Consider the following 13,789-nt stretch of genomic DNA (forward strand, 5'->3'; position numbering starts at 1 on the left):
ACAATTCAGGCTCCGTGATGGAGCCTGAATTGTTTATGGTGACGCTGTGATCAGGTGTAGTGGATCACCCGCCCCTCGCCCCCTTGCAGGGTCACGGTTGTGCCGACTGCCTGCCCCTGCCAAAAATCGGTTCCCCCTTCCGGCAGCAGAAACTCCTGTGGTTGCCCCTCCCAATTGAAGAGGCAGAGCAGAGTGCCGCCCTCGGGCAGGCTTACTTCGCCCCAGGCAAAGTCCATCGACTCGAAACGGGCAGAGGGCGCACGTACCGCGCAGAGCGCGAGCAGTTTGTTGAGCTGCGCCGCCAGCTCCTCATCGAGATCTTGCAGTCGATCACCAGCTAGCATCATGCCACCGCTTGCCACCAGCGCTGCCAGATGGAAGCTGTAATCCGTCTTGCTTGCCTGCTGGCTTGGCAGATCCCGCAGGCAAATGCAGTCGGGGTCGAGGGCCCAGAGCTTGTCGTTCTGCCAGGCGCGGCAGAAGGCCTCGCGGGCGATCTGGCGATAGCGGTGGCCATTGCGCTCCACGTCATCGCTCACCCGCATGCCATGCACCAGCCCAAGGCTCGGCCAGATGGGGGCGTTGCAACCGAGCAGGAAAGCGCCTTCACCAGCACCATGCAGAATGGCCGCCATACCGCGTCGATAGGCTTCAACCCGGGTGGCGGCCGGATCGTGGAAACGACCACCGTGGATAGCGCCCCAGAAATTGGCATCCAGCTTGAAGTAGTGGATGCCCCACTGCTCACGCAAAGTACGGAACACCTGCTCAAGGTGCGCCTGCACCTCAGGGTGGGTACCATCCAGCACATACCAGGGGGTGCAGCGCCAACCGCCATAGGTGACACGCTCGGAGGGGAGCGGCAGGCCGTCATCCCCCTTCACAAACCAGTCGGGGTGCTCCTGAAACACCTGTGAACCGGGTTCGGCAATAAAGGGAGCGACCCAGAGGGCGGGCTCGCAGCCAGCCTGTTTGATCTCGGCAGCCAGTGAGGCTACACCTTGCTCGAACTTGGCCGACGGAGTGAGCCAGTCGCCCATTTTAGCCTGATAGCCGTCGTCGATCTGCACGTAGCGCAGGGCCGGGAAACGCTCGGCACGCACCTGCAGGTTCTCGCGAATATCGGCAGCGCTCACCTCGGCGTAGTAGTGATACCAGGAGCACCAGCCGCTCGGGCGCTCACTTACCTTGCCGATCAGCGAGCCGTGCTCGACCTCGATCAGCCGTGCCAGCTCGGCCAGCAGATCCTCGCGCTCCGCCCCTTCGAGGCAGATCAGCGCCTCGCTCTGCCAGTGCTCACCGGCGGCAAGTTTTCGCCCTTCGCAGTTCATCAGGATCTGCAAGCGACCATCGGGATAGAGGCGAAACTCCCCGCCAAAACGGTGGCAGCTGGCAAAGGCGAGCAGCAGCCACCCCTTGCCATGCTCTACCAGCAACAGGTTGTGAATGGTGTGATAGCCATTGTCATCGGTGATGCGATAAACGCTGGCATCGGGGCAACGGCCGACATGTTGCGGTGATTGCCAGCTACCCATGGTCTGGGCCAGCATCTGGAATCCTTCGCCATAGATGGCGCTCTCTACCGGCAGGCCAAGCTTGCCGTCAAACAGCACCCAGCGCTCAACCGGGGTGGCATCAGCGCCGGTGTTGTCGAGTCGCACCCGGCACAGGGGCCCTTCCCACTGACGGGTTTGCAGCAGATGGGGTGGCAACGCGTTATCGTTCGCCAGCTGGCGAACTCGGGACAAGAGGGATGTCATCACTACTCCTTGTAGTTCGAAAAAGGGTTCTATCAGACGATGTTCAACAGATAATCTGCATACAAATCAGCTTCAAACGAACTGATTTCAGTTGTTATTGTTTTAATGCCGCGACCCGGCCTCTCTGGTAAACTGCGATTTTTCTTCCCAGTCGATGAGGTTCACGTGATCGCGCAACGCGCCTTGCTGTACTTTCGTGACTTTATGGTCATTGTCGCCTGCCTGCTGGCAGGCAAATCCGTGGCAGCCATCCTGCCGTTTGCCTTTCCCGGCAGCATCATCGGCATGCTGCTGCTGTTCGTCCTGCTCTCCCTGCAACTGATCAAGCTGCACTGGGTCGAGCTGGGCGCAGGTTTGCTGCTGCGCCACATGGGCGTTTTGTTCGTGCCGGTTGCAGTCGGACTGGTGGCCTGGCTTGAGCCCCTGCGCCAATCCTTCGGCGTCATCATGCTCTGCATCGTGCTCGGGATTGTGCTGATCCTCGCCACCGTCGGTCGGCTCTACCAGAGGATGAACAAATGATCTTCTGGCTCGCAATTCCCCTGACCCTGGCGCTCTATTTCGCCACCCGCGCCCTCTATCGACGCCTGCCCTGGCCCATCATCAATCCGGTGCTGGTGCCGACCGCGGTGATCATTGGCCTGCTGCTCTGGCTCGATCTGCCCCTTGAGCAGTACGAGCGCGGCAGCAGCCCCATTACAATGCTACTGGAGCCCGCAGTGGTGGCGCTGGCGCTGCCGCTCTATCAACAGGCGCGCCAGATCCAGGCCAAGCTCAAGCCCATCCTAATCTGTACCCTCGCCTCCGTCTTGATCTCGGTGTGCACAACCCTGCTGATCGGTCATTTTATGGGCACAGATCCGGCGCTGCTCGCCTCCCTTGCCACCAAATCCATCACCACCCCGCTCGCCATGAGCGTCAGCCAGTCCATCGGCGGCATTCCCGCCATCGCGGCCGCCGTGGTGGTGGTGGTGGGGATTGTCGGTGCCCTGATCGGCTACCCGCTGCTCAAACTGCTCAAAGTGACCGATCCGGAAGCGCAAGGGCTCGCCATGGGGGCCTGTGCCCACGCCATCGGCACCGCCACCTCCGCCGAGAAGGGGATCACCCAGGGGGCCTTTGCATCGCTCGCCATGGTGGTGTGCGGGATCCTCACCGCTGCCGTCGCCCCGCTGCTGTTTGCTATCTATCACTGGCTGCTCTGATGACCCCATTGACCACCTGTTGACCATTCCGAGGGGCCTGCTGGCCTCTCGGGGTGCGACCTGCCGCACAATTTGCACAAGACAAACGTTTCCATTACCATCCCCCTCCGTTTGCCCGTCAGGGCGTGAGCCTGCTCACACATTTACCCGAGCTTGCTCCCTACAATGGCCGCCCAATTGGCCTTTGAGGACACACTATGCATCCCCGTTTTGCCAAGCCATTCGATACCCTCTCTGCCCCGCTCAAAGCAGCCGTGCAGCCTATGCTGGATAGTGCCGACTTCCACGCCCGCTTCACGCCGGAGCAAGTCGCCACCCTGAAAGCCGCCACAGGTCTCGATGATCGCGCCCTGCGCCTCGCCCTGTTGCCGCTGGCAGCCGCCTGCTCGGTGGCGCCCATCTCCAAGTTTTATGTCGGTGCCATCGCCTGCGGCCTCAGTGGCAGCTGGTACTTCGGCGCCAACATGGAGTTCGCGGGGCAAGGTCTGTTCCACTCGGTCCACGCCGAGCAGTCCGCCATCTCCAACGCCTGGCTGGGTGGCGAGACCGGGATCTCTGAAATCACCGTCAACTACACCCCCTGTGGCCACTGCCGTCAGTTTATGAACGAGCTGAGCACCGCCAAGATCCTGAAAGTCTCTCTGCCCGATGACCTGAGCGCCCTGCAATCCTTCCTGCCCCACTCGTTTGGGCCGGCAGATCTCGACATCACGGATGCGCTGATGAGCCCGCAGGATCACGCAGAGCTTGAGCTTCAAAGCGAAGACCCGCTGTGGCAAGCCGCACTGGCCGCCGCCCGTCAAAGCTACGCCCCCTATAGTCAGGGCTATGCCGCGGTGGCGCTGCAGTTTGCCGATGGCCGCATCTTCTCTGGTCGCTACGCCGAGAACGCCGCCTTCAACCCCAGCCTGCCACCGATGCAGATGGCCTGCGCCCATGCGGTGCTTAACGGCGAAGATCTCGCCACCATCCGCCGCGCCGTGCTGCTGGAGAACAAGAACGGCCAGATCAGCCAGCGTGACTCCGCCCAGTCCACCCTCAAGGCGCTGGGCTCCGTCGAGCTGGAGTATCAGGCGGTCTGACCCCCCGCTTCGCTTCGATAAACGAAAGCCCCCGCACCTTGGTGCGGGGGCTTTTTTACTGTGCCGTTTAACCGGGAGCGGCCCTTGATCTTCACGGCTTGGCGCGGTTGATCACCCCGTCTGACCGGTTGCTGATCAGACCGGTTTCAGCCGCGCAGTGAAGTGACGCAGCAACGGCGGTTCATAGTCGAAGGTAAGCCCGCGAATGTCGCTGGCCCGCGCTTTCACCGCGATCAGGCAGTCGGCCACATAGTCCATGTGATCCCGGGTGTAGACCCGGCGCGGAATGGTCAGACGCAACAGCTCGAAGTCCGCCGCCTCCTGCTTGCCGGTGGCGGGATCGCGCCCGAGCAACAGGGAGCCAATCTCCACCCCGCGCACACCCCCTTCCAGATAGAGCTCGCAAGCGAGCGCATGGGCGGGGAACTGCTCGGCCGGAATATGGGGCAGCAGCTTCTTGGCATCCACAAAGACCGCATGGCCGCCGGTGGGGGTCTGGATCGGGATCCCCGCCTCGGCCAGCCGCTCACCCAGATAAGCCACCTGACTGATGCGATAGGTGAGATACTCCTCATCCATCCCCTCGCGCAGGCCAATGGCGAGCGCAGCCATGTCCCGCCCCGCAAGGCCGCCATAGGTGACAAACCCCTCCATCGCCACGCAGCGCACCTGCACCGCGCGGAACAGGTCGAGATCCTCCTTGAAGCAGCAGAGCCCGCCGATATTGACCAGCCCGTCCTTCTTGGCCGACATGGTGAAGATGTCCCCCAGTGCAAACATCTGGCGCACTATCTCCTTGATGCTGTGTTTGGCATAGGCCGGGTCACGCGCCTTGATAAACCAGGCGTTCTCGGCGAAACGGGCGGCGTCGATCACCACCGGAATATGGTGACGACGGGCCAGCGCCGAGACCGCCTGCATATTGGCCATGGAGACCGGCTGGCCACCCGCGCTGTTGCAGGTGACCGTGATGATGATGCCGGCCACGTTGTCGGCCCCCAGGGTCTCGATGGTGTCGGTCAGGCGAGGGAGATCAAAGTCCCCCTTCCAGGCATAAGGAGCCGTGGTGTCGAGGGCTTTCGGGGTGAGCAGGTTGATGGCCCGCGCGCCAGCCAACTCCACATGGGCCTTGGTGGTATCGAAGTGGTAGTTGGAGATAAAGACCGGCGCCTTGCCCTTGCAGCGCTTGACCAGCTCGGGGAAGAGGATCTGCTCGGCCCCGCGCCCCTGGTGGGTGGGCATTACATGCTGATAGCCGAAGATCTCGCGCACCGCGCGCTCCAGCTCGACGAAGTTGCGGCTGCCCGCATAGGCCTCATCCCCCATCATGATGCCAGCCCACTGACGGTCAGACATGGCACCTGTGCCACTGTCGGTCAGCAGATCGATATAGACATCTTCAGCCAGCAGCAGGAAGGGGTTCCAGCCAGCGGCCTCTAGGGCGGCGCGACGCTCAGCGCCAGTGGTCTGTTTGATGGGCTCGACCATCTTGATACGAAACGGCTCGGGTATACGACGCATAAAAGACTCCTCACCGGCGCTGGGCCAGTGTGTTTGAAATCAGGATTGGAAAAGAGGCCGGGGCGATCAGGTTCGTCCGGCTGACAAATTCAAACGGCGGGAGCCGCCAATCAGCGGTGAGGAAAGTCGAAGGTGAGAATGGGATCCCGGGTATACCAGTGGGCGAGCAGGCAAGCTGCCCGGGGCGTAGCTGTCATGATTGGCATCACTCCCCTCCATATCGGTTGTAGACAGTCGGTGGCCAACAAGATCCATTGATGGGTGCTGCCAACAGGCAGCCTCGCCACGTTAACGGCTGGTTAATTTGCAAACAAGGGGCGCACCGACGGGCTGTGCGCCCGCTCACAAAGTGGGCATCTGCGCGGCAAACAGGCAGTGAGGTTGATCCGCCCCCCCCCCCGGTTCGTTATTCTCCCTAGCCACACGCCACATCCCCCATCAGCCAAGGCCGGAAGCCATCATGCATCGCAAACCCCATCTCCCCGAGAAGATCTGCCCCGTCTGCCAACGCCCCTTCAGCTGGCGGCGCAAGTGGGCACGCAGCTGGGAGGAGGTTCGCTACTGCAGCGAGCGCTGTCGCCACGCTCGTCACTGCAGCTGCCAACATAACGGGGAGCCAGTCTGATGGAGCTGCGCCTGATTCTCGGCGATCAGCTGAACGCCGGTCACAGCTGGTTTCGCACCCCGGATCCGGCAATCTGCTACCTGATGGCGGAGCTGCGCCAGGAGACCGACTACTGCCGCCACCATCGCCAAAAGGTGCTGGCCTTCTTTGCCGCCATGCGCGCCTTCGCAGCAGCACTCACCCAAGCGGGCCACCGCGTCTGTTACCTGACCCTGGATGAGAGCGCCCGCTGGCCCGACTTGCCCGGCTTGCTGGAGGCTCAGCTCGTAGCACATCAGGCCGACAGCTTTGCCTGGCAGAGCCCGGACGAGTGGCGCCTCGCCAGCCAGTTGAAAAGCTGGGCGGCGGGTCTTGTCATCACTGCCACCGAGGTGGAGAGCGAGCATTTTCTCACCCCCCGCGATGGCTGGCAGCGCTACCCCCACAGCCGGATGGAGTTCTTCTACCGCGCCCTGCGAAAGCAATACCGGGTGCTGCTTGATGATCGCGGCCAACCCCTTGGCGGGCGCTGGAATTTTGATGACGAGAACCGCGCCAAACTGCCGGCGAGCCAGCCGCTCCCGGCCCCTCTCACCTTTGTCAACGAGGTGAGCGAGATTGACGCCATGCTGACCCGCCAGGGGGTCAGCACCATCGGCGAGGCGGATGCCAGCCAACTGCCGTGGCCCATCACAAGGCGCCAGAGTCGCGAGCTGCTGGCCCATTTTCTGGCCCATTGCCTGCCTCATTTTGGCCGCTATCAGGATGCCCTGAGCGAGCGGGGCTGGAGCCTGTTTCACAGCCGCCTGTCGTTTTCCCTAAACAGCAAGATGCTTCATCCGCTTGAGGTGATCCGGGCCGCCGAATCCCACTGGCAGGCCAATCAGGGCACCATCACGTTGGCGCAGGTAGAGGGGTTTATTCGCCAGATCCTCGGCTGGCGCGAGTTTGTCCGCGCCCTCTACTGGGAGAAGATGCCTGACTACCAGCAGACCAATTTTCTCGAGGCCAACCGGCCGCTGCCGGGTTTCTTCTGGAGCGGCGAAACCAGAATGGCCTGCGTGCGCCACGCCATTCGTCAGTCTCTGGAACACGGTTACGCCCACCATATCCAACGGCTGATGGTGACCGGCAACTTTGCCCTGCTGGCGGGGATCGATCCTGACGAGGTGGATCAGTGGTATCTCGGCATCTATGTGGATGCCATCGAGTGGGTGGAGCTGCCCAACACCCGCGGCATGAGCCAGTTTGCCGATGGCGGCCTGATGGGCAGCAAGCCCTACGCCAGCAGCGGCGCCTATCTCGAGCGGATGGGCCACTACTGCAAGGGGTGCCACTATCAGGTCAAAGCCCGCCACGGCGACGGGAGTTGCCCCTTCAACAGCCTCTACTGGCACTTTCTCTGGCGCAATCGGGACAAACTGGGCGGCAATCCCCGCCTCGCCCTCCCCTATGCCAACTGGGATGGCCAAGCCGCAGAACAACAGCAGGCCATTCTGGCCACGGCGGAGCACTACCTGATCAAGCTGGAGCAGTTGTAAGCGGGCCATGTCCCTCACAACAGCGCAGCGCTTTGCGCTGGCAATCAGGCTCACCATCGCACCAAACACCAGCTTGTGACAGGCAAGCAGACGGAGATCCCAATCCTGCGCAGAGCGGTTGAATATCCTGTGGCGGCTGATTATGGTGGTGGCCACATCAAGGTTTCCATCAACCAAACATCAGAAAAACGAGTCTAAGGAAAGACGATATGGAGATAGTGGTTCTCGGTGGCGGCGTGATTGGGGTAACCAGCGCCTGGTATCTGGCCAAAGCGGGTCACAAGGTGACCCTGCTGGAGCGACAAGGGGGCGTTGCCCTTGAAACCAGCCATGCCAACGCCGGGCAGATATCCCCGGGTTATGCAGCCCCCTGGGCGGCCCCCGGCATTCCCCTCAAAGCCGCCAAGTGGATGCTGCAAAAGCATGCCCCCTTCACCGTGCGCCCCACCGCCGACCCCTTCCAGCTTCGCTGGATGCTCAGAATGCTCGCCAACTGCACTCCGACCGCCTATGCCACCAACAAGGGGCGCATGGTGCGTCTGGCCGAATACAGCCGCGACTGCATGAAGCTGCTGCGCGACGAGCTGAATATCGATTACGAAGGGCGCCAGCTCGGCACCCTGCAGCTGTTTCGCAGCCAGTCCCAGCTCGATGCCAGCCAGCGCGATATCGAGGTGCTGGAGGAGTATGGCGTCCCTTACCAGTCGCTGGATGCCAGCGGCTGCGAAGCGGCAGAGCCTGCGCTGGCGCGGGTGCGCGGCAAAATCGTCGGCGGCTTGCGTCTGCCCGGCGACGAGACCGGCGACTGCTTCCGCTTCACCAAGGCCCTTGCCCTTGAAGCCGAGAAGCTCGGGGTCAAGTTTGTCTTCAGCTGCGACATCGACGAGATTGAGCAAGCCCGTGGCCGAGCCGTGGCGGTGCGGGCGGGCGAGCAGCGCTATCGCGCCGATGCCATCGTCTGTGCGCTCGGCAGTTATGCCACCGGTTTTTTGCGGCCGCTGCTGCGCCCGCTCGGGCTGGAGCTGCCTGTCTATCCGGTCAAGGGCTACTCCCTCACCCTGCCGATGATCAACGCAGACGCCGCGCCGCGCAGTACCGTACTCGACGAGACCTACAAGGTGGCCATCACCCGCTTTGACGAGCGGATCCGGGTCGGCGGCATGGCGGAGCTGTCGGGCTACAACCTCGCTCTCAACCCCAGACGCCACGACACTCTGGCGATGGTGGTGGGGGATCTCTTTCCCGAAGGGGGCGATATCAGCAAGGCTGAATTCTGGACCGGCCTACGCCCCATGACGCCGGACGGCACCCCGCTGGTGGGGCCGAGCCCCATTCCCGGCCTCTGGCTCAATACCGGCCACGGCACCCTGGGCTGGACCATGGCGGCCGGTTCGGGTCAGCTTCTGTGCGATCTCATCAGCGGCAGCGAGCCCGCCATCAGCGATGAGGGGCTCACTCTGGCTCGTTACGGCTAAGCACCTAAGCTGTCGGGCTGTTTCACACGCCAACTGCGCCCCCCAGACAGCAGCAGAGGACGTTCTCAACCGCTTTATTGACAGGCCACCGCCATAAACGGTGGCCTTTTCATCTGATGTTGACCTTCTCCCTCCCCGTCTACCTGAGCGGTGCTCTGGCTGCCGGTTAATGCAGCAAACGGCACAGAATATTGCGCAATTCGACTTGCGCAAGCCGCCACAATCCGTAATGTGGATAGACGCATTTTTCGCAGCGCATATTTTTTAAATGGCCTGTAAACCGCTTGTAAACAGGCGTCGCCAGACAAAGGGTTACGGGTGTCACCACGAGTTTCTTTAGCAGCAATCCAGGGTAGGACAATATGAAAAAAGTAGGTTTGGTCGGTTGGCGTGGCATGGTGGGATCGGTTCTGATGAGCCGGATGCAGGAAGAGCAGGATTTCGCCCATATTCAACCCACATTCTTCACCACCTCCCAGGCCGGTGAGGCCGCTCCCAACTTCGGCGTCGATGCCGGTACTCTGCAAGACGCCTTCGATATCGAGGCGCTGGCCAAGCAGGATATCATCATCACAGCGCAAGGCGGCGACTACACCAAGGATGTCTATCCGCGCCTGAAAGCCGCTGGCTGGCAGGGTTACTGGATTGACGCCGCCTCCTCCCTGCGGATGGAGAAAGACGCCGTCATCATTCTGGATCCGGTCAATGGCGATGTCATCGAGCAGGCCCTGAACGATGGCATCAAGACCTTCGTTGGCGGCAACTGCACCGTCAGTCTGATGCTGCTGGCCCTCGGTGGCCTGTTCAAGGCCGATCTGGTGGAGTGGGTCAGCGTTGCCACCTATCAAGCTGCCTCCGGTGGCGGTGCCCGCCATATGCGCGAGCTGGTTACCCAGATGGGGATGCTGCGGGATGAAGTGGCGGTCGAGCTGGCTGACCCCGCCTCCGCCATCCTCGACATCGAGCGCAAGATCACCGAGAAGACCCGCTCCGGCACCCTGCCGGTGGACAACTTCGGCGTGCCGCTGGCCGGTGGCCTTATCCCCTGGATCGACACCAAGCTCGACAACGGCCAGAGCCGTGAAGAGTGGAAGGGTCAGGCCGAGACCAACAAGATTTTGGGTATCGAAAACGCCGTTATTCCGGTGGATGGTCTGTGCGTGCGGATCGGCGCCCTGCGCTGCCACAGCCAGGCGTTCACCATCAAGCTGAAAAAAGATGTGCCGCTGGCGGAGATCGAATCCCTGCTGGCCGCCCACAACGACTGGGTGAAAGTGATCCCCAACGATCGCGATATCACAGCCCGCGAGCTGACTCCAGCGGCCGTTACCGGCACCCTCAGCATTCCGGTCGGTCGTCTGCGCAAACTCAATATGGGCCCTGAGTATCTGGCCGCCTTTACCGTGGGTGACCAGCTGCTGTGGGGCGCCGCCGAGCCGCTGCGCCGCATGCTGCGTATCCTGCTGGCGCGCTAATCCGCTACAGAAGCAGATATAAAAAGGGCGGGGAGTCACACTCCCCGCCCTTTTTCATTGCCAGTTTTTATGAGCCGTTTAGCGGGTTTGCGGCCTTGCCATTACTTGAGCAGGATACGCTGACAGCCGCTGTAGATCTCGGCCCTCCCAGGGCGGCAAAAACCCACCAGCGTCAGCCCTGTCTGCTCGGCCCGCTCGACCGCAAGCTCGGTGGCGGCGGAGATGGCGAGCAGGATCTCCACCCCGGCGCTGGCGCACTTTTGCACCATCTCGAAGCTGGCGCGGCTGGTCACCAGAATGGCACCGTCACGGCGACCGCTGCGGCACAAGTGGCCCACCAGCTTGTCCAACGCAATATGGCGTCCCACATCTTCGCGAATGGCGAGAATGTTTCCCTCTCCATCCAGATGCACTGCCGCATGGGTGGCGCCGGTGCGCTGGCCCAGCAGCTGGAGCGGGCGCAGCGCGCTCAGTACCTTGTCGATATGCCCTACCGCCAGACGCTGACTGTCGGGCAAGCTTGGCTGGGTGCGGATCACCTGCTCCAGACTCTCGCTGCCGCAGATGCCGCAACCGGTGCGCCCCGCCATGGTGCGCCGCTTCTCTTTGAGGCGGTGAACGCAGCGATTGGCCAGGGTGATATGCAGCTCAATCCCCTGACAGCCGTCGATCTGTTCGATATCGTGGATATCGAGCAGGCTGTCGATGATCCCCTCGGATAGCGAAAAACCGATGGCAAAATCCTCCAGATCGGAGGCCGAGCACATCATCACGCTGTGGGCTATGCCGTTATAGACCAGCGCCACCGGCGTCTCGGAGGGGAGCGCCATCTCGCTGTCGCAGGTCAGCGCATCGGCGCGGTAGTGCACCACCTCGCGATGGATGGCGCAGCGAGCCAGTTCGTTCTGCGCCTCCAGCTCAAGTAGCTCTCTCATGGTGCGACCCCATCAATGATCTCGGGATCCCGGGCAGAGATGCCGAGCCGCTTCATTTTGGAGAGCAAGGTGGTGCGCTTCATGCCGAGGCGGTTGGCCGCCCCCCGCTCGCCAGCGACTATGCCGTTGCAGTCGCGCAGGGCGGCGATGATCGCTTCACGCTCATCCTCCGGCCCCTCGGCAAAGAGCGGTGTAGCGGGCTCGTCATAAACCAGGGTCTCAATCTTGTGATAGCCCTTGAGGGGCATCAGCTCCTCCGGCGAGAGGTTGAGCACGTGACCGCGGGTCATCACCACGGCGCGCTCGATGACGTTCTCCAGCTCGCGGATATTGCCGTACCACGGCAGCGACACCAGCATCTTCATGGCATCGGCGGGGATCGAGGTGATGGTGCGGCGCATCCGCTTGGCAATCTTCTTGATAAAGAAATTGACCAAGAGCGGAATATCCTCGCGCCGCTCCCGCAGCGGCGGCAGCTCGATGGGAAAGACATTGAGGCGGTAGTAGAGATCGCTTCGAAAGCGCTTGTTCTTGACCATGGAGAGCAGATCACAGTTGGTGGCGGCCACCAGCCGCACATCCACTGCGATGGGGTTGCTGTTGCCCACCCGCTCCAGCTCGTGCTCCTGCAATACCCGCAACAGTTTGGGCTGCAAGTCCAACGGCATATCCCCCACTTCGTCGAGGAACAGGGTGCCCTTGTGGGCCCGCTCGAAACGGCCGATCCGCTGGGTCAGGGCGCCGGTAAAGGCCCCCTTCTCGTGGCCAAAGAGATCGCTCTCGATAAGGCCGGTGGGAATGGCGGCGCAGTTCACCTTCACCATCTCGTGGTCGTGGCGGGCACTCAGGGCGTGAATGGCCTGGGCGATCAGCTCCTTGCCAGTGCCGGTCTCGCCGAGGATCAGCACCGTGCTGTCGCTCTCGGCCACCAGCCGCACCTTCTCCAGCACGCTCTCCATCACCGCGCTCTGGTAGATGATGTTGGGGAACTCCCCCTGCATCTGCGGCTCGTTGATGCGAATGGTCTTCTCTTTGGCGCCGTTGGTGTTGGAGATCTCCTGCTGCGCCTGCACGTTGTTCATGGCAATGGCGGTGCGCGCCGCCACCTGCTCCAGCAGAGAGATATCGATATCGGCAAAAAAGTCGGCGTTGGGATGCGAGAGGATCAACACCCCCAGCAGGTTGCCCCGATAACGCAGCGGCAAAATGCAGGAGCTGTCGGCCTCGGGCGGCAGGATCTGGGAGGTAAAGCGGCAGCGATTGCTGCAGCCGTGGCCGTGTTCGCGATAGACAAAAAACGGCTCGCTATGACCAAGGACCCCCTGCAGGCACTTCTTTTCAAAACAGGAGTGATCGATGATGCCCGGCTGATCGCTCTGGTGCTGATTGACCAGATAGCTCTTGAAGCTGTCGGAGGTGGCGTTGTACTCCGCCAGACACAAGCTGCTGATGCCAAAGTGGTGGTGCAGAATGGCAAACAGGCTCTTGGGCAGCTCGGCGATGCGCACCAGTTTGATCACCGCGTTGGTCACATCCACCAGAATTTTGCAGCTGTCGCGCTCAAGGCGCAGGGAGTTGGCCTGCTCCAGAGTGCGCTCTTTGTCGAGCACGTTCTCCAGCGCAATGGCGATAATGGCCGCCAGCTGGGTCAGTTTGGCCAGGGTCTCCATGGTGAAGCTGTCGAGCTGGGTGTTGATAAACTCGACCCCACCCAGGTGGCTGCGGGCTGTGGTGATGGGGAGCTGGCAGTAGGAGCGCAGCCCCCCGTAGACCCCTTCGCGATCCAGATCCGGGCAGCGATTCTCAAAGCGGGCGGCAGCGAGAATGATGGCCTGTTCCGGGGTCTCTTTGGTAGGACGGGGGGAGAGGTGCAGCTCTGCCTTGGGGCAGACCAGATGCTTTGGGCCGGAATGTCCCATGAAGTAGAAGATGGCCTCCTCGTCCGCACCCATGTTGAGGATCAGGTTGACCCGGGTTACGCCGCCGAAGCTGGCATCTATCTTGTTGAGTTTGTGGATAAAATCATCGAGCGTCACGGCCGACAGGAGAGATTTGGAGAGCAGGAGGAAACCGTCGTCCCAGATGGGAGAGATCTCGTCCAGGGGGATGGCACTCACATTTAGCATTGCGGCCTCACGTTATATCGATTTAGTCACCAGTCAGGCTGTCCATGCCATCGCATCACGACAAG

At 61.8% G+C, this 13,789-nt stretch carries 11 protein-coding genes; 7 read left to right on the top strand and 4 right to left on the bottom strand.

Features of this window, described 5'->3' with window-relative positions; genetic code table 11:
- Nucleotides 1-50: 50 nt before the first annotated feature.
- Nucleotides 51-1,760, bottom strand: coding sequence for a glycoside hydrolase family 36 protein (locus G5253_RS00065; protein ID WP_421202607.1), 1,710 nt, complete (start codon nucleotides 1,758-1,760; stop codon nucleotides 51-53).
- Nucleotides 1,761-1,925: 165 nt separating this feature from the next.
- Here G5253_RS00065 and G5253_RS00070 point away from each other — a divergent pair, with 165 nt between their 5' ends.
- The 3 genes from G5253_RS00070 to cdd all read left to right on the top strand — a co-directional run bounded on the left by G5253_RS00070 (nucleotide 1,926) and on the right by cdd (nucleotide 4,047).
- Nucleotides 1,926-2,282, top strand: a complete 357-nt coding sequence (locus tag G5253_RS00070; protein ID WP_005333279.1) for a CidA/LrgA family protein — start codon at nucleotides 1,926-1,928, stop codon at nucleotides 2,280-2,282.
- On the top strand, nucleotides 2,279-2,965 hold the full coding sequence (locus G5253_RS00075; protein WP_266133982.1) for an LrgB family protein: 687 nt from the start codon (nucleotides 2,279-2,281) through the stop codon (nucleotides 2,963-2,965). The genes G5253_RS00070 and G5253_RS00075 overlap by 4 nt, the downstream gene beginning before the upstream one ends.
- A gap of 197 nt (nucleotides 2,966-3,162) precedes the next feature.
- Nucleotides 3,163-4,047: a cytidine deaminase gene (gene cdd / locus G5253_RS00080; RefSeq protein WP_266133981.1), complete on the top strand. Its 885-nt coding sequence runs from the start codon at nucleotides 3,163-3,165 to the stop codon at nucleotides 4,045-4,047.
- 135 nt (nucleotides 4,048-4,182) lie between these two features.
- Here cdd and G5253_RS00085 read toward each other — a convergent pair whose 3' ends face one another.
- Nucleotides 4,183-5,568, bottom strand: coding sequence for a tryptophanase (locus G5253_RS00085; protein WP_266133980.1), 1,386 nt, complete (start codon nucleotides 5,566-5,568; stop codon nucleotides 4,183-4,185).
- A gap of 460 nt (nucleotides 5,569-6,028) precedes the next feature.
- Between G5253_RS00085 and G5253_RS00090 the strand changes: the two genes are divergently transcribed.
- The 4 genes from G5253_RS00090 (at nucleotide 6,029) to asd (ending at nucleotide 10,663) form a co-directional block, all read left to right on the top strand.
- Nucleotides 6,029-6,193, top strand: coding sequence for a DUF2256 domain-containing protein (locus G5253_RS00090; RefSeq protein ID WP_082035409.1), 165 nt, complete (start codon nucleotides 6,029-6,031; stop codon nucleotides 6,191-6,193).
- Nucleotides 6,193-7,713 carry a cryptochrome/photolyase family protein gene (locus G5253_RS00095; RefSeq protein WP_266133979.1) on the top strand — a complete coding sequence of 507 codons (1,521 nt, stop codon included), beginning with the start codon at nucleotides 6,193-6,195 and terminating at the stop codon, nucleotides 7,711-7,713. Before G5253_RS00090 ends, G5253_RS00095 begins: the two co-directional genes overlap by 1 nt.
- A gap of 179 nt (nucleotides 7,714-7,892) precedes the next feature.
- Nucleotides 7,893-9,188, top strand: a complete 1,296-nt coding sequence (locus G5253_RS00100; protein ID WP_266134004.1) for a D-amino acid dehydrogenase — start codon at nucleotides 7,893-7,895, stop codon at nucleotides 9,186-9,188.
- 362 nt (nucleotides 9,189-9,550) lie between these two features.
- Nucleotides 9,551-10,663, top strand: a complete 1,113-nt coding sequence (gene asd / locus G5253_RS00105; protein ID WP_111806839.1) for an aspartate-semialdehyde dehydrogenase — start codon at nucleotides 9,551-9,553, stop codon at nucleotides 10,661-10,663.
- Between the two features lie 101 nt (nucleotides 10,664-10,764).
- Here the strand turns inward: asd and fdhD are convergent, their stop codons facing one another.
- Both fdhD and G5253_RS00115 read right to left on the bottom strand, forming a co-directional pair.
- Nucleotides 10,765-11,598, bottom strand: coding sequence for a formate dehydrogenase accessory sulfurtransferase FdhD (gene fdhD / locus G5253_RS00110; RefSeq protein ID WP_266133978.1), 834 nt, complete (start codon nucleotides 11,596-11,598; stop codon nucleotides 10,765-10,767).
- Nucleotides 11,595-13,724: a sigma 54-interacting transcriptional regulator gene (locus G5253_RS00115; protein WP_266133977.1), complete on the bottom strand. Its 2,130-nt coding sequence runs from the start codon at nucleotides 13,722-13,724 to the stop codon at nucleotides 11,595-11,597. The genes fdhD and G5253_RS00115 overlap by 4 nt, the downstream gene beginning before the upstream one ends.
- Nucleotides 13,725-13,789: the final 65 nt, after the last annotated feature.

Source organism: Aeromonas sp. 602658 (assembly GCF_049173005.1).
In the GTDB taxonomy this organism is placed as follows: domain Bacteria; phylum Pseudomonadota; class Gammaproteobacteria; order Enterobacterales; family Aeromonadaceae; genus Aeromonas; species Aeromonas veronii_A.